The sequence below is a fragment of the Glutamicibacter sp. AGC46 genome, assembly GCF_053543715.1.
On the sequence record NZ_JBLVOJ010000009.1, the window covers coordinates 300,329 to 319,841 of the forward strand.

21 protein-coding genes and 1 riboswitch are annotated in these 19,513 nt (G+C 63.4%); of the genes, 9 read left to right on the top strand and 12 right to left on the bottom strand.

Going from position 1 to position 19,513, the window contains the following annotated elements; all coding sequences use genetic code 11:
- Positions 1-33 precede the first annotated feature (33 nt).
- The gene (locus ACNPM8_RS04505) at positions 34-408 is read right to left on the bottom strand and encodes a hypothetical protein (protein ID WP_402471731.1); all 375 of its coding nucleotides are present in this window, start codon (positions 406-408) and stop codon (positions 34-36) included.
- A 274-nt stretch (positions 409-682) separates the two neighbouring features.
- Positions 683-773: riboswitch (SAM riboswitch) on the top strand.
- 50 nt (positions 774-823) lie between these two features.
- On the opposite strand from ACNPM8_RS04505, the gene ACNPM8_RS04510 reads away from it, so the two are divergent.
- The 4 genes from ACNPM8_RS04510 (at position 824) to ACNPM8_RS04525 (ending at position 4,649) form a co-directional block, all read left to right on the top strand.
- A complete protein-coding gene (locus tag ACNPM8_RS04510; RefSeq protein WP_448939366.1) occupies positions 824-2,050 on the top strand; it encodes an acyl-CoA dehydrogenase family protein in 1,227 nt (408 codons plus the stop codon).
- Positions 2,051-2,078: 28 nt separating this feature from the next.
- Positions 2,079-3,308 carry an acyl-CoA dehydrogenase family protein gene (locus ACNPM8_RS04515; RefSeq protein WP_448939367.1) on the top strand — a complete coding sequence of 410 codons (1,230 nt, stop codon included), beginning with the start codon at positions 2,079-2,081 and terminating at the stop codon, positions 3,306-3,308.
- Positions 3,309-3,403: 95 nt separating this feature from the next.
- On the top strand, positions 3,404-3,700 hold the full coding sequence (locus ACNPM8_RS04520; protein WP_166650763.1) for a hypothetical protein: 297 nt from the start codon (positions 3,404-3,406) through the stop codon (positions 3,698-3,700).
- Positions 3,701-3,731: 31 nt separating this feature from the next.
- Positions 3,732-4,649: a LysR substrate-binding domain-containing protein gene (locus ACNPM8_RS04525; protein WP_105656436.1), complete on the top strand. Its 918-nt coding sequence runs from the start codon at positions 3,732-3,734 to the stop codon at positions 4,647-4,649.
- Between the two features lie 45 nt (positions 4,650-4,694).
- On the opposite strand, the gene ACNPM8_RS04530 is transcribed toward ACNPM8_RS04525, so the two are convergent.
- Both ACNPM8_RS04530 and ACNPM8_RS04535 read right to left on the bottom strand, forming a co-directional pair.
- The gene (locus tag ACNPM8_RS04530) at positions 4,695-6,044 is read right to left on the bottom strand and encodes an MFS transporter (RefSeq protein ID WP_105662301.1); all 1,350 of its coding nucleotides are present in this window, start codon (positions 6,042-6,044) and stop codon (positions 4,695-4,697) included.
- Positions 6,041-7,087 carry an MBL fold metallo-hydrolase gene (locus ACNPM8_RS04535; protein WP_448939368.1) on the bottom strand — a complete coding sequence of 349 codons (1,047 nt, stop codon included), beginning with the start codon at positions 7,085-7,087 and terminating at the stop codon, positions 6,041-6,043. Before ACNPM8_RS04535 ends, ACNPM8_RS04530 begins: the two co-directional genes overlap by 4 nt.
- A 149-nt stretch (positions 7,088-7,236) precedes the next feature.
- Between ACNPM8_RS04535 and ACNPM8_RS04540 the strand changes: the two genes are divergently transcribed.
- Both ACNPM8_RS04540 and ACNPM8_RS04545 read left to right on the top strand, forming a co-directional pair.
- Positions 7,237-7,620 carry a YidH family protein gene (locus ACNPM8_RS04540; protein ID WP_105656433.1) on the top strand — a complete coding sequence of 128 codons (384 nt, stop codon included), beginning with the start codon at positions 7,237-7,239 and terminating at the stop codon, positions 7,618-7,620.
- Positions 7,620-7,946, top strand: a complete 327-nt coding sequence (locus ACNPM8_RS04545; RefSeq protein ID WP_105656432.1) for a DUF202 domain-containing protein — start codon at positions 7,620-7,622, stop codon at positions 7,944-7,946. The genes ACNPM8_RS04540 and ACNPM8_RS04545 overlap by 1 nt, the downstream gene beginning before the upstream one ends.
- Positions 7,947-8,115: 169 nt before the next feature.
- On the opposite strand, the gene ACNPM8_RS04550 is transcribed toward ACNPM8_RS04545, so the two are convergent.
- Positions 8,116-8,586, bottom strand: coding sequence for a hypothetical protein (locus ACNPM8_RS04550; RefSeq protein WP_332727602.1), 471 nt, complete (start codon positions 8,584-8,586; stop codon positions 8,116-8,118).
- A 79-nt stretch (positions 8,587-8,665) separates the two neighbouring features.
- On the bottom strand, positions 8,666-8,911 hold the full coding sequence (locus ACNPM8_RS04555) for a hypothetical protein (RefSeq protein WP_105656430.1): 246 nt from the start codon (positions 8,909-8,911) through the stop codon (positions 8,666-8,668).
- 786 nt (positions 8,912-9,697) lie between these two features.
- Here ACNPM8_RS04555 and ACNPM8_RS04560 point away from each other — a divergent pair.
- On the top strand, positions 9,698-10,108 hold the full coding sequence (locus ACNPM8_RS04560; RefSeq protein WP_426735992.1) for a DUF6069 family protein: 411 nt from the start codon (positions 9,698-9,700) through the stop codon (positions 10,106-10,108).
- 98 nt (positions 10,109-10,206) lie between these two features.
- Positions 10,207-10,644 carry a DUF6069 family protein gene (locus ACNPM8_RS04565; RefSeq protein WP_105656428.1) on the top strand — a complete coding sequence of 146 codons (438 nt, stop codon included), beginning with the start codon at positions 10,207-10,209 and terminating at the stop codon, positions 10,642-10,644.
- A gap of 92 nt (positions 10,645-10,736) precedes the next feature.
- On the opposite strand, the gene ACNPM8_RS04570 is transcribed toward ACNPM8_RS04565, so the two are convergent.
- The 7 genes from ACNPM8_RS04570 to ACNPM8_RS04600 form a co-directional block, all read right to left on the bottom strand.
- The gene (locus ACNPM8_RS04570) at positions 10,737-12,038 is read right to left on the bottom strand and encodes an MFS transporter (protein ID WP_448939369.1); all 1,302 of its coding nucleotides are present in this window, start codon (positions 12,036-12,038) and stop codon (positions 10,737-10,739) included.
- Between the two features lie 180 nt (positions 12,039-12,218).
- Positions 12,219-12,722 carry a hypothetical protein gene (locus ACNPM8_RS04575; RefSeq protein WP_448939370.1) on the bottom strand — a complete coding sequence of 168 codons (504 nt, stop codon included), beginning with the start codon at positions 12,720-12,722 and terminating at the stop codon, positions 12,219-12,221.
- A 66-nt stretch (positions 12,723-12,788) separates the two neighbouring features.
- Positions 12,789-13,589, bottom strand: a complete 801-nt coding sequence (locus ACNPM8_RS04580; RefSeq protein ID WP_448939371.1) for an HpcH/HpaI aldolase/citrate lyase family protein — start codon at positions 13,587-13,589, stop codon at positions 12,789-12,791.
- Positions 13,582-14,106 carry a MaoC family dehydratase gene (locus ACNPM8_RS04585; protein WP_105656425.1) on the bottom strand — a complete coding sequence of 175 codons (525 nt, stop codon included), beginning with the start codon at positions 14,104-14,106 and terminating at the stop codon, positions 13,582-13,584. The genes ACNPM8_RS04580 and ACNPM8_RS04585 overlap by 8 nt, the downstream gene beginning before the upstream one ends.
- Positions 14,103-16,151 (bottom strand): ATP-binding protein, encoded by a 2,049-nt coding sequence (locus ACNPM8_RS04590; protein WP_448939372.1) that lies wholly within the window; start codon positions 16,149-16,151, stop codon positions 14,103-14,105. Before ACNPM8_RS04590 ends, ACNPM8_RS04585 begins: the two co-directional genes overlap by 4 nt.
- 15 nt (positions 16,152-16,166) lie before the next feature.
- Positions 16,167-17,771 carry a carboxyl transferase domain-containing protein gene (locus ACNPM8_RS04595; RefSeq protein WP_448939373.1) on the bottom strand — a complete coding sequence of 535 codons (1,605 nt, stop codon included), beginning with the start codon at positions 17,769-17,771 and terminating at the stop codon, positions 16,167-16,169.
- 4 nt (positions 17,772-17,775) lie between these two features.
- Complete coding sequence (locus tag ACNPM8_RS04600; protein ID WP_105656422.1) at positions 17,776-18,411, bottom strand: TetR/AcrR family transcriptional regulator; 636 nt, start codon at positions 18,409-18,411, stop codon at positions 17,776-17,778.
- Positions 18,412-18,684: 273 nt separating this feature from the next.
- Here ACNPM8_RS04600 and ACNPM8_RS04605 point away from each other — a divergent pair, with 273 nt between their 5' ends.
- Entirely contained in the window at positions 18,685-19,464 is a 780-nt protein-coding gene (locus tag ACNPM8_RS04605) for a carbonic anhydrase (protein ID WP_448939374.1), read from the top strand.
- Positions 19,465-19,513 lie beyond the last annotated feature (49 nt).

Below are 19,513 nucleotides of genomic sequence, written 5' to 3' on the forward strand. Positions count from 1 at the left end.
CCCCCCCGATCCGTTGCTTTAAGCAGTGCTGGATTAGCCCAGGCCTGCCGCCGGGAAGCTCCGCGCGGCCTTATTCGCTGTGGCAGTCGAGATCACCAGCAACGCGATGGCGGCCAGGTAGCCGGCTCCGGTCGCGGCGAAGGCGAAACCGAATTGGCCCAGCAGGCAGAGAACTGCTGCGCTGGCCAATGCCGCCCAACCGGCCCAGGAAGCCGCGGCAAGCAGGGGCGCAGCCTGCTGATGCCCGGCGAGCCAGGCCCCATCGCTGGCCAAGGTGTGGCGCGTCTTGATGCCGATCGCCGCATTGCGAGCGAGCTTCCGGTCCCGTGCCATCGGGGCGAGGAACGCTGCGACCAGCGTTATGCTCAGCAACCCGAACATGAAGGCAATCACGCCTGCTGGATCCACTTGCCGCCTCTTCTGCCGATTGATCTTGAATGGCCATTCTATGCGGTCGCATGGAAGTGCCCTGATCCACGCTGTGTTCCCAATCGATGCCTAGGGGAACGCCTTTGAAATCCAGTTCCAGCATGCCAATTGCGTCATGCGAAGGTCATATGACGTCTTATCCGCCCGTTTTCCGGCAGGGCGAAGGCGCGAAGATGACGTATTTTGTCCTGCTGTTCCTCCGCATGACAGCGCCCTTCCCGAGGACCTGCCAGTAATGCTTGACTCGGAGCACAACCCATCCAGAGCGGCTGAGAGGCCTGGCTCCGAGACGCCGCAGCAAGCCTGCACTCCGCAGGTAGTGCTAACGCCAGGTTCGATGGATCCGCAGATTTTCTGCATCCTTCGGAATCCATAGCCCAAGAGGAGAACGAAGATGACTGTACTGGATACCCAATTGCCGCGCGTGCCCTACACCGGCACTGCTGATGAAGCTGAACTGGCTCATTGGCGCGACGTCGCCCAGCAAGTAGCTGACAAGCTGGCGGCTGACGCGCTCGAACGCGACCGAAAGAACGCCCAGCCTTTCGCCGAAGTGCAGCTGCTGCGCGAAGCCGGGTTGCTCAATCTCTTGGTGCCTGCAGAATTCGGCGGAGCCGGAGCCCATTGGGAAGCGGCTTTCGAAGCGGTCCGCATACTGGCCGCAGCTGATGGCTCCATCTCGCAGTTGCTGGCTTACCACTACATCAACCAGTCCGGCATTGCGTTCTACGCCCCAGCAGAAGCGCAAGGGGCATGGTGGCAGCGCACCGTGGAAGGTGGCTGGCTCTGGGGCGATTCGGTGAATCCAGTTGATCCGGATTTGACGCTGAGCGCCGAAGGGGACGGCTACCGACTGAATGGAGCCAAGCGATTCTCCACGGGTTCCGGTGTTGGCGAGGTCATCGTCATCAACGCGCTGGTCCAGGGCGGAGAATACGACGGGCAGATTCTCGCGTTGGTTCTGCCACGCTATATCGATGGCTTGGAAATCGTTGACGACTGGGACTACCTGGGACAGCGGCTGAGCGCGTCGAATTCCTTGAAGTTCCACAACGTGCGGCTCGAAGCAGGGGACTTGCTGGGATTCGTCACCGATGAACCGGTCTCCACCCTGCTTACCCCCGGTATCCAGTTGGCCTTCGCCAACTTCTACCTGGGCATCGCCCAGGGAGCACTGGAGCGCGGCAAGCAGATCTTGCTGGGCCGCAAGAACGCCTGGCTGTTCTCGCAGGCAGAGACCTACTCGCAGGACCCGATCTTCCAGCGCACCGTCGGAGAGCTCAAAGCCCGCACTGCAGCAGTGGCGGCGCTGACCGAGAAGCTGGGCCGGAAATTCGATGCCCTGCTCTCGAAGGCCGGGGAAGTCACCCAGCCCGAACGAGCGGCGTTGGCCGTGGAAATTGCTGAAGCCAAGGTGGTCTCCACTGAGGTGGGAGTGGATGTGGCGAACCGGATCTTCGAGGTGACCGGTTCATCTTCGACTGCGAACTCGGTGGGTCTGGACCTGTACTGGCGCAATGTGCGCACCCATTCGCTGCACGACCCAGTGGACTACAAGAAGATCGAGGTCGGCGCCTACTTCCTGCGCGGAGAGTCCCAGCCGCTCTCGCTGTACACCTAAGAAAACTTCTCCCGGATTGGACTGAACGATGACTGTACTTGCAACTGGCAATCGACTCGCAGGCCTCAAAAACCGCTTCGCACCGCTCTTCGCGCGCATTGCGCAGGGTGCAGCTGAACGCGACCGCACCGGCGAATTGCCCTTCCAGCAGGTCGCGGACCTGGCCGCTGCCGGCTTTGGCGCGGTTCGGGTCCCGGAATCGCACGGGGGTGCCGGTGCTACGCTGCCCGAACTCTTCGAGCTCTTCGTGGATCTCGCGGCGGCGGATTCCAATATTGCCCAAGCGCTGCGCGCGCACTTCGCCTTCGTCGAGGACCGTCTGGTTGCGGCCCCCGGTCCGGGGCGCGACAAGTGGCTGGCCCGCTTCGTGGCGGGAGAACTGGTGGGCAACTCCTGGACCGAGGTCGGCACCGTCAAGGTCGGGGACGTGATCACCAAGGTCACCCCGGACGGCGAGGGAGGATTCAAGATCAACGGCACCAAGTACTACTCCACCGGCTCGATCTTCGCCGACTGGCTGGATACCTACGCAGAGCGCACCGACACCGGCAAGCGGGTGATCGCCGCAGTCAACCGCCACCAGCCCGGCGTCGAGCTGGCCGATGACTGGGATGGCTTCGGCCAGCGCACCACGGGTACCGGCACCTCGACCTTCACCGATGCAATTGTCGCCGAAGAAGACCTCATCGACTTCGATACGCGTTTCAAGTACCAGACAGCTTTCTACCAGCAGGTGCTGCTCGCTGTCCTGGCCGGCTCCGCCAAAGCAGCCGAGCGCGACTTCGCCGCTGAGCTGAAGGCGCGCAAGCGGACCTTCAGCCATGCCGCGGCCAATGTGGCGGCCGAAGACCCGCAGCTGCTGCAGGTGATCGGCGAGGTCTCCGCGGCGGCCTTCGCTGCCGCGGCAACGGTAGAACGAGTGTCGACGGCATTGCAGGGTGCCTACGAAACTGCGCAGGCGCTGCACACCGGCGAGGTGACCGGGGAAGAGGACGAAGCAGCCAACGATGCGGCAGAGCTGGCCAGCGCCCAGGCGCAGGTGGTGCTCACGCCATTGGTCCTCAACGCGATCACCCACGCTTTCGATGCGCTGGCCGCCAGCGCCACGAGCGTTACCAAGAACCTGGACCGGCACTGGCGCAATGCCCGTACCGCCGGCAACCACAACCCCTGGGTGTTCAAGGCGCGGTTGATTGGCGACCTGGCGGTCAATGGCACCGAGCTTCCGCGCGTGTGGGCGATTGGTGCATCAAAGTAGATTCCTTGATTTTGCGGGTCCAGCATTCTTTGCCGATGCTGGGCCCGTAGGTTTTAACCGTGCAGTGTTGCCCGCAGAACGTCTTGAATGCGAAGATGTCCCGCATGAGTGGTTGGCAATTTTCTTTCGAGGACGGGTACAAGCCTCCCGTCCTCGACTTTGACTGGACGCCGATCGACACCGTTGTTCAGCGACTGGCACTGCTGCAGGTGCAAGCCAGAGGAACCGGCGAGGTGACCGCGGAACTGCAAAGCTGTGTTGCTGAGCTTGAGCGGCTTATCGTGCTGGCCTTGGAACACGGCGCCAGCCTGGGTCAGTTGGCCGAAAGAACTAGGGTCAGCCAGCGGGATCTGGCGAGGGTCAGGAAAACCGGACGACTTTACGAACGGTAATGGTCCGCTGCCCGCTGGCTAGACTGGGCGGGTGATCAACTACACCCTGCGCCAGCTGCAGTACTTCGTCGCCGTCGCTGAACTCGGCTCCATCTCCGCTGCGGCGAAGCAGTGCCATATTTCCCAGGCAGCCATGTCCCAGTCCATGGACGAGCTGGAACGCGCCGTCGGCTCGCAGCTGCTGGTGCGCAGACGTGCCCGCGGCGTGGTGCTCACGGCTGTCGGCACGGACTTCCTGCTGGACTCGCGGGCCCTGGTGCGCCATGCCGAAGAAGTGCAGGACCAGATTGTCGAACGCCAGACCAAGCTCTCCGGCCCTTTGGTGATCGGCTGCTATTCCTCGCTGGCCGCTTTCTGGATCCCGGTGATCTGCGAACGCTTCACCAATGTGCACCCGGATTTGCAGGTCACCCTCGTGGAGGGGGACGGGGCCGACCTGCAGGAGCGCATGCTCAAGGGCCACCTGGATGCGGTGCTCACCCATACCCGCCACCTGCTGCCGCAGGTCTCTTCGCGTACGGTGATGTCGGGCCGGCCCTATGTGCTGGTGGGAGGCAATCACCGGCTGGCCGATCGCACCTCCGTCGCCTTGAGCGAACTGGCCGACGACGACTTCGTCTCCCTGGACATCCCCACGGTGCGCGATAACCAGCTGGTGAATCTTCGCATGTCGGGCTTGGACCCCAAGGTGCGGTGGAGTTCGCAGAGCTTCGAGGCGGTGCGCGGGATGGTGGCTCGGGGTTTGGGCTATACCGTTCTGGTGCAGCGCCCGCCGGTCAACCTGAGCTACGACGGCTTGCCGCTGTCGGTATTGGAGATCGAGGGCGAGGTTGGCGTGAGCGATATCTGCGTGGCCTACACCGCTTCGGACCGCCCTAGCTTGCGGCTGCGCGCGTTCTTGGATTTCTGCGAGGAAGCCGGAGCCGAGAAAGAGCGCAAGGCCGGTTAGAACCCGTAGGTTCCAACCGGCCCCGCGCTTTCGCCAGTCGGGAGGCTAGTGGCTCATTTCCTCGGCCTCGAGGTCGGCGTCGCGGCCTTCCTTGATGCCGCGCATGGCCAGGGCGGCGACGATGAACGCGGCGGCCCAAACGGCTCCGGCGATCCACAGCGATCCGCCGCCCAGCAGCACCAGGCCTGCAACGATCATCGGGGTGAAACCCGCGCCCACGGTGGAGGAGAGCTGGTAGACCAGCGAAGCGCCGGTGTAGCGGATGCGGGTTGGGAACAGCTCCGCGGTGAACGCGCCGAACGGCCCGAAGATGAAGGCCTGGATGATGCCGTTGGCCACGAACAGCGCGATGGCGAAGAGCCACAGCTGGCCCAGTTCCAGCATCCACATGATCGGCAGGGCGGCCACGGCGCCGGCGAGGATGCCGACCATCATGACCGGGCGGCGGCCCAGCTTGTCTGAATAGCGCGATGAAACCCAGATGCCCACCACGGTCAACGCGGCGCCAATGGCCTTGATGTTCAGCACCGCAGTGCGGTCCATGCCGACTTCCTCGACCACGTAGGAGATGGCCCAGACGGTCATCAGGCCCTGCACCGTGTAGGAGCTCATGCCCACCAAGGTTCCGCGGATGACGGACTTCGGGTACTTGGTGATGACCTCCATGAAGGGGGTCTTGCGCTCTTCTGCCTTGTTTTCCAGCGCCAGGAACAGCGGGGACTCGGTGACCTTCAGCCGGATGACCAGCCCGATGCCAACCAGCGCGATGCTGATCAGGAACGGAATGCGCCAGCCCCAGGCCAGGAACTGCTCATTGGGCATGAGCGAGACGGCCGAGACTGCCAACGTGGCCATCACGGCGCCGGCCGGGCCGCCCATGTTCGCGAAGCTCGCCGCGAAGCCGCGGCGCTCCTTCGGCGCGTGCTCCAGCGCCATCAGCATGGCCCCGCCCCATTCGCCGCCCACGGCCAGGCCCTGGACGATGCGCAAGATGATCAGCGCGATCGGGGCCAGCATGCCGATCTGCGCGGTGGGAGGAAGCAGTCCGATCAGTGTCGAGGCACCGCCCATCATCGCCATCGAGGTGATCAGCACGCCCTTGCGGCCGATCTTGTCGCCGAAGTGGCCGAACACGATGCCGCCCAGCGGGCGGGCCAGATAGCCCACGGCCAAGGTGGCAAAGGAAGCGAAGATGGCTACACCCGGGGTCAGGCCCACGAAGAAGACCTTGTTGAAGACCAGCGAGGCCGCCGTGGCGTAGAGGATGAAATCGTAGAATTCGATTGCGCTGCCGATGAAGCTGGAAGCCAGGATCCGGCGCATCTGCGGGGATTTCAGCGAGGGAACCAACGCCTGTGCCTCCACACCGTTGCCATTATTCAGGGTGCTGCTCATCGTACTGCCGCCATTTCACTGTTGACGCGGGAAAAGGATATCGTGTCCAGATCGTTGGGCACTAGGTAGTTGCCGGAGAATTTCGCGGCGTGGGCTTCCCAGACCTGCAAAGGCGTAGTTCCGGGGACCAGATGGTGCAGGGCCAGGCTGCGCGCCCCGGCCTGGTGCGCGATCTCGATCGCCTGCTCCGGCGAGGTGTGCGAGGCGCGGTGGTGGTCCATCGAAGCCTGGGCTTCCAAGGTGCCAACCGAACCGTAGGCGCGTTGCACCCAGTCGAAATCGATGGCCTCATGAAGCAGCAGGTCGGTATCCTTCGCCAGGGCCACCAGGTTCTGGCAGGGCGCGGTGTCTCCGGAAATGGTCACCGACCCTTCTGCGGTATCGAAGCGGAAGGCGAAGGCCGGAGCGATCGGCGGGTGCTTGACCAGTGTTGCGGTCACCGTGACCAGCTCGTCGCGGTAGATCTCGAACGGCGCGAAGCCCTTCGGTGTCGGGTTCTCGTTGGGGTGGTACCCGGTGCCGGCCGGAATCTCGATGTCCGAGGCGATGAAGTGGTCCAGCGGGGAGGGGCGCAGGGCGTCGATCACGCGGTCATTCAGGTCCGTGGCGTAGGCCTGCATCAGGTGGTCGAACATCGAGGCGGTTCCCGGGGTCGCGTTCTGCGGGTAGAGCGGCTGCGGGGCGGTCACTGCGCGCGGGGAGGCAGGTGGCAGGGCGCCGCGGTCGCCGGGGCCGATGATGGAAATCGGAGCCTTGCCCGCTGGCAGGGTGAACATTCCGAAGATGGCCAGCGAAGCCAGGTCGATGGTGTGATCGGAGTGCAAGTGCGTGAGGAAGATGCCGCGAAGGTTCGCAGGGGTGAAGCCGGCTTTCATCAGCTGGTTGCCCACGCCGGTTCCGGCATCCACCAGGTAGACGCTTTCGCCCACGACTACGGCGGTGGAAATTCCCGCCCGCTTGCCGGCGTTCTCGCCGGTCCACCAGCGGGGTCCGCCGGCGGTGCCCAGCGTAACGACGTGGGGATTGAGATTGGTGGAGGCCATGGAATGCGCCCTTTCTTTGGTTCAAGTGCTGCATTCAATTCTTATGCGCTGGATCACATTCGTAAAACTGTTTTTATCAACCAACTAAATAGGTTTAGCCGATAATAGGTTGGGTATGCTCATAGCATCGACGCAAACCAAGGAGGGTCATGTCCGAGCAAGATCGCAGCCGGCTTTCACGCTGGATATTGCCACGGGGCAGTGAGCCTGACCCGCGCTTCACGCTGGCCAACGAGCGCACCTTCTTGGCCTGGATTCGAACTTCGCTAGCCTTCCTCGCGGGCGGCACAGCGCTGGAGGCCTTCGCCGCAGAGGCCTTCCCGTCGCCAGTTCGCACCTGGCTGGCGGTGCTGGTGATCGGCGTCGGCATCCTGATTGCTGCCGGTGCAGCCGTGCGCTGGGTCCGCGTGGAACGCAGCATGCGCACCGGCAGGCCGTTGCCGATTCCCGCCATTGTCCCGCTGCTGGCATTCGGTGCCGTGGTGGCCTCACTGGCGGCGATCGCCATGATTTTCTGGTCCCTCAGCTCGTGATGAAAGAGCCCATCGAGATCAGCGACCCGGGGTTGCAGCCAGAGCGCACCGTCTTCGCGTGGAACCGGACAATGGTTTCATTTCTCGTGGTTTCCGCGGTCTTCCTGCGCTGGCTTCCGCACTATGGCCTGGCCGTGATCCTGCTGATTGCGATATCTTCCTCGATGGCATTCGGGATTCTGCTCTCGCAGCGTGCCCGGTACCGGAAAATGGCGCAAGGCGTGAAGGCTGAACGCGTCAGCGCGGATGTTCTCGCCGTGCTGCTGACAACAGCGGTGCTGTTGGCTCTAGGCGCTTGCGCGATCATCCTTGTGCTCGGCGCCTAGTTCCGGGTGCTCGCCAGGCGCAGGTTTATCGAGGCTGCGGCAGTAGCGGCCAGAGGAGTTGCAGGCGCGGCGCGAGTGCTGTTCCGGCCCTATTGCGAATGCCCGGGCCGGTGCAGCCAGTCCAGGCGCTCTAGCTGTACCGGTGCTGGGACCCGGATTTACCGAAGGGTCAGGGCCCATGGAGCTCGAGAATCTCCGCGGAGCTGAATGCTACCGATTCCGCGAGCTTTTGCACCGCTGCATAACGCTGTGACTCCGCATCGATATCCTTGTGGAACTGGGAATTTCTTTCGTCCCTATCAGCCTCGAACTTCTTTCCGGCGAGAGCCAGCTCCCGGGCAATTAATGCTGCCAATCCGTCACGCAGTTGTTCCAGGGAGGTGTTGGAAATTTCCAATCTTCGGTTAGCTGCGCTCAGAACGGCATCAGGGTAGCCGGCGGCATCGAGTTGGCCGCGCATGAAATCGCTGGTCAAGAACTCTGTTTCCTCGGCTGCGGGCTGGCGGTTGAAAACGGCGGCAACCCGGTACGCGCCGGGCGCCTTGTCGCTGAGCAAAGTTCCCGGCAGAGAGTTCATGAGCACCGGGCCTATCTTCAGCGGCTGGTGCTTCTTGCCAAGAGTGCGGGAGAAGTCCATCATGGCTTTTCCTTTCCATGTCCGTTCCATGCCGGCGACCAGGGTGCTCTGCCGTGGGCAGCAGCGCCTGGCGCCAGCTCAGCTAGGCTTGCCGTAGGGTTGCTTGGCCCGTAGCAGGCAAGATGTCCACGCGGCGCTCTGGTCCCTGTAGTGGTTCTTGCGAACTGTAGGCAACCTTGCGCCATCCGCATGAGGTGCAGGTCCAGAGCACTTCACGCATCGTTACCAGCATGTCCTGGCGCTGGCCAGCTTCGTGGCCGCCTTCGTTGTCCCATCTCTTGAGCTGGTTTTGATCATCGACGAATCGACGGGTTTCTGTTTCAACCAAGGTATTTCTGTAGCACCTCGGACAGCTGTTCGGCTTGTCCATGACATTCCCTCCGTTGCTGCATAGTCGTTTTTATTGCCGTGCTCTGCCCTCGGTGCTGCAGTTCAAGGCCGGTTCCACGGGAAACGCCGTACCATTTCTTGAGTTGGGCATCGCGGGGACCGCGGCAGTTGTGCGCGTACTGCCGTTTTGCACTGTCGGCTTCAAAGGTATTGTCCGGCTGTGCTGGTTGCATGATTCGCCACTAGCGGACCGAACCGGTCTGTGGGCTGCTGGAGCAAAACTGTGATTCGTTCCTGGCGGGCAACCCTTATCGGGCAAATGGGAGAAACGCAAGGAAGCGGGCAGTTAATTCGAGCCGCCTCGATAAAGATCCCGGTTCAACACTGCTGCGTTAATCTGAACGCCGTCCTCGGCAATGAGGAGGGCACAAAAGCTCTACGCCGGTAGGAAGTGCTTCCGATGACGGCATTTCTACGGAAGTTAGATCCAATTCCAGTCTACTCCGGTTTCCCGGTTGTGGACCGGAAAATGGCCAAGTGAAGCGACGAAGGGTGCCCGCGGCTGCAACGGCTTGTGTTGCCGAGGGACGTCACCCTGTCGCGGTCCGGGCCATGGCGCGGGAGGCCAGCGGAAACCGCCATCGGCTAATGCGGGGCCCGATCTTGAATGTTCCGGAGTTCGGGGTCCAACGGGCGGGAATGCGCGTACAGTGAAAATACCGGTCCAGCTCGAATTCGCTGTAAAAGGGGATGATTCGCGATGCAGGCTGACGCTAGATTCAAGATGCCGTTCAATTTCGCCCAGGTGGTTATTGCGGCTTTCGGAGCCATGGGGCTTAGCGCCTTGGCCTATTTTGTTGCCAGGGTTATCGGCGCATCCATGGAGTACTCCGGCGGCTTATTCCGGAACCTGGATTTCATCCACATCGTGCGATTCACTGCCCTGCCCATTCTCATTCTCGGCTTCCTGACCTTCTTGATCGGCCGGGCCAAGCCGGGCTTCTGCCGCATCGCCCAGTGGGTCGGCGTTGCCGCCGTCTTGACCTCAGCGGTGGTGCAGTGGTTCTTCGCCGAGGACTGGGGGACCGCGCTGACCCTGGCGATTATGCACCTGGTTGTTGCAGCGTCTTGGTATATCGCGGTGAACTACTCGAATAGGAAGTTCAACGAGATCGCGGCCCTGGAAAACCTATAGCCCTGCTAAGTGTCGCGGTTCTCACGGGCTCCTGAGAGCCGTGGCACAGGCACTCGGGAATAGAATAGTTGTGAACTATCAACAATTCTAGGAGTGCCATGACGTCTCAGGGACAACCCAATAGCCCATTCAATTTCATTCAGGTGATTATCGGTGCGCTGGGTACCAGCTACCTGAATGTCATCATTTTCTTCCTGTCTGGCGCCGCTGGGGCATCCCGCCGGATTGGTCCTAATTCAACTGATGTTGTCGCCTTTGACCACCTGTTGCAGTTCACGTTGATCCCGATTCTGTTCTTCGGCCTGGTGGTCTTCCTGATCGGACGGGCAAACAAGGGCATTTGCAAGATCGCGCAGTGGGCTGGCTTGCTCATCGCGGTAGTCTCGATCGTTTTCCCGATCATGAACGCAGCAGATGCCGCTACCGCTGTGGGCCTGTCCCTGATCCATATCGTGACCGGTATCGGCTGGTTCTTCTCGGTGCACTACGGCAACAAGGAGCTCCACGTTCCTTCCAAGGACGTAGCGCTCGTCTAAGCACGAAAAGCAAAACCTCGCAGAGCGATCAGCAATGATCTGTTCTGCGAGGTTTTCCGTTAAGCCGTGAGAGCTGCTGGTGCTGATTCGGGCTACACCCCAACTTTCTCGAGCTGAGGATGCTCGTAGGCTTTGCGCATGCGCGGCAAGAACAGCAGGCTGACGGCTGCCACAAGGCACAGCACCGCAGCGGTAATCCACGCGGCCAGGTAGCTGCCGGTGGTTTCCCGCGACAGCCCTGCGGTCAGCGAGCCGGCGCCGGCGCCGATCATGTGGAAGGCGAAGACCCAGCCGAAGACCACGGTGGCTCTAACCGGACCGAAGTACTGGCGGCAGAGCACCACGGTAGGAGGCACGGTGGCCACCCAGTCCAAACCGTAGAAGACAATGAAGATCCACATCAGCGGCTCGACGGTTGGACCCATCAGCGAGTGCAGGAACATCAGGGACAGTCCGCGCAACGCGTAGTACACCGCAAGCAGCAACCACGGGCGTACACGGTCGGTCAGCCACCCGGAGAACGCCGTGCCGAGGATATCGAAAATGCCAACCAGCGCCAGCAACCCGGAAGCGGTCGTTGCCGGCATGCCATGGTCGTGCGCCGCAGGGATGAAGTGCGTCTGCACCAGTCCGTTGGTAGACCATCCGCAGATCCAGAAGGTCATCGCCAAGACCCAGAATGCCGGGTAGCGTGAGGCCGCGAACAGGGCCTTGAGAGTCGCGGCAGCCATCGAACCCTGCTGCGTTCCGGATGCCGGCGCGGCTGCAGCTCCGGCCCCGCCGTAAGGCAGTACACCGGCTTCGGCAGGGGAATTGGCGAAGGGCCAGCGCAGCAACGGGATGATCAGCACCGCGAAGACCGCAACAACCAGAGCCGCGGCCCTCCATGAGTACTGCTCGATGATCAGTACAATGCTTGGCAGGAACACCAGCTGGCCGGCGGCATTCGCGCCAGAGAAGATGCCCATCACCAGGCCGCGCCGTTCGCAGAACCAGCGGTTGGCAACCACAGAACCGAAAACCAACGCCATCGCCCCGGTGCCCAGTCCAACCAGCACACCCCAGAGCGCCCACAACTGCCAGATCTGGCTGATGAACACGGACAATCCGGCTCCGGAGGCCACCAATGCCAGAGCGATGGCAGCCACCTTGCGCATGGAATACCGTTCCAGCAAAGTCGCGGCGAAAGGAGCTGCCAGGCCGTAGACCACCAGGTTGATGGTCACCGCGGTCGATAACTGGGAGCGGAGCCAGCCGAATTCGGATTCAAGTGGTTCAAAGAACGCGCCGGTGGTCGAGCGGAACGCCGCCGTGGCGACTAGCGCCAGCGTGGTCACGATGGCGACCAGCCAGGCTCGATGGATCCGCAATGGCTTCGGGGAGTTCAATCGCATGCTCCTTCTGGGTGTTGCTTTAAACATTGCACCGGTGCTAACAGGCGTTGGAGTTCGTGACGTGCGAAGAACAAATATTGATGTCCGAAACAGGTGGAGCGCCTTGCCGCGCCGGGATTAGCTGTGCATGGCGAAGCGCGGCAGACTCAGTTTTTGCGCCTGATCGGCTCTGCTTATTCGCTATGCGGGGTCGTTGCCGTTGCTGGGGTTCTGGCGCCGGCTGCGAGGGTGCCGGTCCTGCGGGGCCGGCGCACCCAGCGCCTGCCGCGGAAAGGTTTTTAGCTTGGCCCCGGAAGGCGGTTCGTCCTGGTCCAGCGGATCGGCCATGGCCGATGGGGCAGCGGAGGCTTGGCCTGTTGCGGCTGCCGCGGCGGTTTGGGCCGTCACCGGGGCATCGCGGATGACCGGCATCCTGCGTGGCGGCAGCGGACGACGATGGTGCACGAGATAAATCAGCATGGCCAGGGCCTTGTGCATGACCACGATGGTGAAGATGGCCGATCCGGCATAGCAGCCCCAGGCGACCAGGTGAAGCGTGGTCACTTCAAGGACGTTCAGCTCCAGCGAGCCGTTGAGCATCATGACGGCGCCGATTTGCTGGATGACCATGCCGAGCACGGCCAACCCCACCGCAAACCAGAAATACACCAGGGTATCGGCTCCGGGTTTCTTCACGACAGGCATTTGAACCTCCGTTGGCCAGCTGTCGGCGGTCATTGCTACACACTGTAGCCCATGGCAGGAAACAGCTTATCTGCCCAAGGTGGCCCGGGCCTGGCGCAGCAGCGGCTCATCGACCATCTGCCCTTCGAAAGCGAAAACTCCGGGATTCGCCTCCGCGGCGTCGAGGATCCGCCGGGCACGTTCCCGTTCTGCTTCGGTCGGTGCGAACGCCTCGCGAATGACCGGCATCTGGTTCGGGTGGATCGAGGCTTTCGCGGCGAATCCCGAGGCCTTGGCATCGCGGGACTCCTCGCCCAGGCCTTCGAGATCTGGAATATCGAGGTACACGGAATCAATTGCGGCCTTGCCTTGGGCCACCGCATGCAGCAGCACCTGCGACCGCGCGAACCGTGCCACCTCGCGGTAGCTGCCATCCTCGCCCCGCGAAGATGTGCCGCCGAGCGAGGCGATCAGGTCTTCCGCGCCCCACATCAGCGCGACGACATTCTGCGCCCCGGCAATGTCCGAGGCATTGGTGATGCCCTTGGCGGTTTCGCACAGTGCCAGCACGTCGTAGCCTGCCAGCGCGGCCGGCTGCGCCGCCGATTCGCACTTGGGCAGCATCACGGTGCGGTAGGCCGTTTGCCCCAGCGCTGCCAGGTCCTTGGCGAAGTGCTCGCTATCGACCGGGTTCACGCGCACGATGACCCGCGCGGGATCCAGCGGCGTATCCAGCAAGGCGCGGCGGGCCGCGTCCTTGTTCCCGGCAGCCACAGCGTCTTCCAGATCGATGATGACCGCATCGGCACGCTGTGCCGCCTTGGCGTAGCGCTCGGGCCGGTCGGCCGGGCAGAACAGCAGGGAAGGACCCATCAGGAAGCTAGCCATTGGAGCTTTCCCCCTTGGGTTCCAGCGAATCCAAGTGCGCCTGCTGGGTCCACATCAGGCAGGTGCGGGTGGCGGTGGCCACGATGTCGCCGTGCTGGTTGCGGCCGGTGTGAGTCATGGACGCCAGGCCCTGCCCGGGGCGGGACTTCGATTCGCGCAGTGCGGTGATCTCGGTTTCGGTGTAGAGGGTATCGCCGTGGAACATCGGGTGCGGGAAGCGCACGTCATTGATGCCCAGCTGCCCCACGATGGTGCCCTCGGTCAGCTGGCCCACCGACTGCCCAATCATGGTGCTCAGGGTGAGCAGGGAGTTGACCAGCGGCTTGCCGAAGGGCTGGGTGGATGCCCATGCCGCGTCCAGGTGCAGTCCCTGGTTGTTCATGGTCATCGTCGTGAACGCGACGTTATCCGCTTCGGTCAGGGTGCGCCCGGGCTTGTGCACGTAGGTGGCCCCCAGCTGCAGCTCATCGAAGTAGAGGCCGCGCTGCTCGACACGTTTGTGGGTTTGCTCGCTCATGCGTCCTGCTCCTGATGCTGTGCTTCGGATGGCTGCGCTGCTTCCACGGTGGCCACGACCTGCTTGGCCTTGACCAGATCCCCGGTCTTCAACCCGGTCATGCGCACGATGCCGTCCGCGGGGGAGAAGAGCTGGTGCTCCATCTTCATCGCTTCGATGCTCAGCAGCAGCTGGCCTTCGGCGACCGCATCGCCATCGGCCGCCTGCACGTTGATCACGGTGCCGGGCATGGGCGAGAGGACATGCGGGGAGAAGGTCCCGGATTGCTTGGCGATGGTGGCCAGCTGGCGTTCGAGGACTTCTTCGCGGGGCAGCTTGCGCACCGCCGCGGTCCAGCCTTCCTCGCACAGCCACAGCGTGCCATCGGCGGCGAAGGCATGCTGTAGTGCTGTGTGCTGGCCGTTGACGGACAGGGTTCCATCCGGTTCCTGCCGCACGGTGAATTCTTCGGCGCCCACGCGCACCCGGCTCGAATCGGGATCCCTGAGCAATGCGGTCCTGCCCTCGGCGGCCTCGACGTCGAAGTGCCCGATGCTGGCCCGGCGATGCTGGGCCCGCCATCCGTCGCGCAGGCCCCACGGGGTATTCGCGGCTGGAATGCGCCGATCCTCCAGATGCGCTGCCAGTGCCAGTTCGCGGGACCCGACCTGGCGGAAGCCGAACTGGTCCATCTTCCGCTCGATCAGGTTGGTGTCCAGGGCTCCGGCGGCCACATCCTCGTCGGCCAGCAGCAGCCGCAGGTATTCGCTGTTGGTCAGCACGCCCAGCACCACGGTGCCGGCCAGTGCCTTATCCAAGCGGGCCAGCGCCTCGGTGCGATCCGGGCCCCAGGCGATGAGCTTGGAAAGCATCGGATCGTAGTGGGCGCTGATCGCCAGGCCGTCGCGCAGCGAGGAATCCACCCGGACATTCTCCGGCTCGCGCACGTGCAGCACGGTGCCCACCGAGGGCAGGAAGCCGGAGGACGGGTCTTCGGCGTAGAGCCGGGCCTCGATGGCATGGCCTTCCAATGCCACCTGGTCCTGGGTGAAGTCCAGTGGCTGTCCGGCCGCGATGCGCACCTGCCACTGGACCAGATCCAGCTTTGCGCCGTTCACCCGCACGACTTCCTCGGTGACCGGGTGCTCCACCTGCAAGCGGGTATTCATTTCCATGAAGAAGAATTCGTCGGGGTTCTGGTCGCTCACCAGGAACTCGACAGTTCCGGCGCCGACGTAGCCCACCGATTGCGCAGCGGCCACCGCGGCGGCGCCAATGCGCTCGCGGATCGCCGCGCCTTGCTCCAGATTCTCGAACAGCGGAGCCGGGGCTTCCTCGATGACCTTCTGGTGGCGGCGCTGCAAGGAGCATTCGCGTTCGCCCAGGTGCACGGTGTTCCCATGCGCATCGGCCAGGATCTGCACCTCGATATGCCGCGGATTGCGCACCAGCCGCTCGAGGAACAGGGTGTCATCGCCGAAAGCATTGCGTGCGGTGCGCCGGGCGCTGGCCAGCGCTTCGGGCAGTTCTGCGGCGGAATCCACGGCGAACATGCCCTTGCCGCCGCCGCCGGCCGAAGGCTTGATCAGCAGCGGGAAGCCGACGTCCGCGGCAGCGGCGAGCAGCTGCTGATCGCCGAGGCCGGGTTCGGCGATGCCGGGAACCACCGGCACCTGGTGGGAGAGGACATGGTTCTTGGAACGGATCTTGTCGCCCATGAGATTGATGGAATTCACCGGCGGGCCGATGAAGGTGATGCCGGCAGCCTCCAGCGCACGGGCGAAGTCCACGTTCTCGGAGAGGAACCCGTAGCCCGGGTGCACCGCCTGGGCACCGGTGTGCCGGCAAGCGGCGATCACCGCGTCGATATCCAGGTAGCTTTCATTGGCCGCAGCCGCGCCGATGCGCACCGCGCGATCGGCTTCGGACACATGCAGCGCCCCGGCATCGGCATCGGAGTAGACGGCGACCGATTCGATGCCCAGCGCCCGCAGGGTACGGATGATGCGCACCGCGATTTCTCCGCGGTTGGCGATCAGGACAGTGTCAAAGAGCTTCGTAGTCATGGTGTTTTCCTCGTACTACATCCGGAAGAGGCCGAAGCTGGTCTCCGGCAGCGGCTGGCGGGCGCAGACATCCAGGGCCAGGCCGAGCACCCGGCGGGTATCTGCCGGGTCGATGACCCCGTCGTCCCATAATCTGGCGGTGGAATAGTAGGGGTTTCCCTGGGTTTCGTACTGCTCGCGGATCGGGGCCTTGAACGATTCCTCCTCCTCGGCGCTCCAGTTGCCGCCGCCCGACTCGATTCCGTCGCGCTTGACCGTGGAGAGCACCGAGGCGGCCTGGGCCCCGCCCATCACCGAGATGCGCGCGGCCGGCCACATCCACAAGAAGCGCGGGGAGTAGGCCCGGCCGCACATCGAGTAGTTGCCGGCGCCGAAGGAGCCGCCGATGACCACCGTCAGCTTGGGCACCCGGGCGGTGGCCACGGCGGTGGCCATCTTGGCCCCGTGCTTGGCGATGCCGTCCGCTTCGTAGTCGCGGCCCACCATGAATCCGGCGAGGTTCTGCAAGAAGAGCAGCGGGATGCCGCGCTGGTCGCACAGCTCGATGAAGTGCGCGCCCTTCATCGCGGACTCGGAGAACAGCACGCCGTTGTTGGCGATGATGCCTACCCGGTGCCCGTGGATCTGCGCGAAGCCGGTGACCAGGGTGGTGCCGTAGTCGGCCTTGAATTCGTGGAACTCGCTGGCATCGACGATGCGGGCAATGATCTCGTGCACGTCGTAGGGCGCGTTGACATCCACCGGCACCACCCCGGCCAGTTCACTGCCCGGGTAGAGCGGCTCGACGACCTGGCTTTCGATACTCCAGGCGGGGGCCGGGTTGGCCGGCAGGGTGGAGACGATATCGCGGATGATCATCAGCGCGTGCTCGTCGTTCTCGGCCAGGTGGTCCACCACGCCCGAGGTCTTGGCGTGCAGGTCGCCGCCGCCCAGCTCCTCGGCGGTGACGATCTCCCCGATGGCGGCCTTCACCAGCGGCGGGCCGCCCAGGAAGATGGTGCCCTGGTTGCGCACGATGACCGTCTCGTCGCTCATTGCCGGAACGTAGGCGCCGCCGGCGGTGCAGGAACCGAGCACCGCAGCCAGCTGCGGGATCTTCTTCGCGGAGAGCTGCGCCTGGTTGTAGAAGATGCGCCCGAAGTGCTCGCGGTCCGGGAAGACCTCGTCCTGCATGGGCAGGAACGCCCCGCCCGAATCCACCAGGTAGATGCAGGGCAGGCTGTTCTCCAGCGCGATTTCCTGGGCGCGCAGGTGCTTCTTGACCGTCATCGGGAAGTAGGTGCCGCCCTTGACGGTGGCGTCGTTGGCGATGACCAGCACGTGGCGGCCGTGCACCAGGCCGATGCCGGCGATCATTCCGGCGCCGGGGCTGGCGCCGTCATACATGTCCTCGGCGGCCAGCGGTGCGATTTCCAGGAAGGGCGAGCCGTCGTCCAGCAGCGCGTCTACGCGTTCGCGGGGCAGCAGCTTGCCGCGATCCACATGGCGCTGCCGGGACTTCTCGGAGCCGCCGCGGGCAGCGCGTTCGAGCCGTTCGTGCAGTTCGGCCAGCAGCGGTGCCTGGTCGGCGGCGTTGCGCTCGAAATGCTCGGGGTTCAAGTGGGAGGAGAGGGTCTTCACGAAGTCAGTCCTTGCTGGTCGGTTCGCTGGCGATCACCCGGGGTACGGGCAGCTGCTGCGCAGGCAACGGGAATTCGTCGGGCACGGCCAGGATGCGCATGGCCAGGGAAATGAAGTTCAACTGCACTTGGGCCAGTGTGAGCCGGCCGTCCTTGCGGTACCAGTGCGAGACACCGGTCCCCATTTCCATCAGTGCCAAGCGGGCGATGCCCAGGTCCACGGTGCTGAAGCTGCCCTGGCGCTCGCCGGCCTGAAGCGCGTCGGCGAAGAGCTGCTCGTAGGCGTCGCGCAGTTCCTGCATCTGCTCGCGGGCCTTGGCCGATAGCGCGCGCATCTCGTATTCGGTGACACGTGCGGTGCTGGGATTGGTGGCGGTGAACCCCACGTGGAAGGCCACGAGCAACGCGAGCTGGCGTACCGGGTCCTTGCTGCCGGCCAGCGCCTGCTCGGCGCCGGAGATCATGGCGGCCAGGCAGTCGTTCATGATGCCCACCAGCAAGTCTTCCTTGCCGCCGACGTAATGGTAGAGGGTCGCCGAGTTCAGTCCTACGGCGCTGCCTAGTTCGCGGATGCCGGTGGCGGCGAAACCGCGCTGGGCAAAGCAGGCTACGGCTGCTTGCTGGACCTTTCCCAGTTCCATGGACACCACCCTGTGACTCAAGAGCCAATCAATCGATTGACAGTTTCCATCCAACCGAAGAAAAAGTGTGGTGTCAATCACTATCTTCTGCAGGCGGGGACACCGAGTGGCGCTGCCATCCGCACCTCATGCGACGCTCATGTTAAAAGGGGCCGAAATATGACGTTTTCTATTTATGAATCAAATGCAAAACACTAGACTGCTTGATGTTATTTACTGTCAAGCTCTAGTTAATTCTGCTGGGCAGCTGATCAGACGCCACTGGAAGGCATGATGCCGCAACCTGAACCACGTTTCCTCAACCGCCAAAACCCAACCCCAGCCGGACCGTCGCGCCGCGGCCTACTCGCCGGCGCCTCCGGGCTCATTGCCCTGGCCGGACTGGCAGCCTGCGCATCACCGCAGGCCCCGGACGCGGACAGGGCAAACCTCGCCGGACCCCCGCAGACCCCCGATGAAGTGCTGCAGGTACTGCGCGCCGGGAACCAGCGCTACGCCGACGGCATGCCAGAACGCCCCAATCAAGCAACTGAACGGCGCAGCGAGCAGGCCGAGCACCAGAACCCCTTCGCCCTGATCCACGGCTGCGTGGATTCCCGCGTGACCCCCGAGCTCCTGTTCGACCAGGGGATCGGAGACCTGTTCGTCACCCGGACCGCCGGCGGAGTGCTCGATGACACCTTGGTTGGCAGCATGGAATTCGCTGTTTCCAGTCCCTATTCGGTCCCGTTGCTGGTGATCCTCGGCCATACGGCCTGTGGTGCGGTGGCGGGCACCTTGAAGGCAATGGAAGAAGATGCCAAGAATCCGCAATTGCCCGGCGAGATGGTCGACTTCGCTGAACAGATTGCTCCTGTAGCACGCAAGGCAAAAGTTGAAGGTTCGGGCAGCGAAGAGGTGGACCAAGTGGTGCAGGCCAATGCCCGTGCCGTCACCGAGCAGCTACTGGAGCGATCTGCCATCATTCGCGAGGCAGTGCAAGAAAAGCGGACCCGGGTGGTGGCAGCTGTCTACGACCTGGACAGCGGAGAAGTGCGCTGGCTCGATGGCTAGCTCCGATTTTCCGGTTGCGAATTAACCAGAAGTTCCCCCCGGGGGGGCC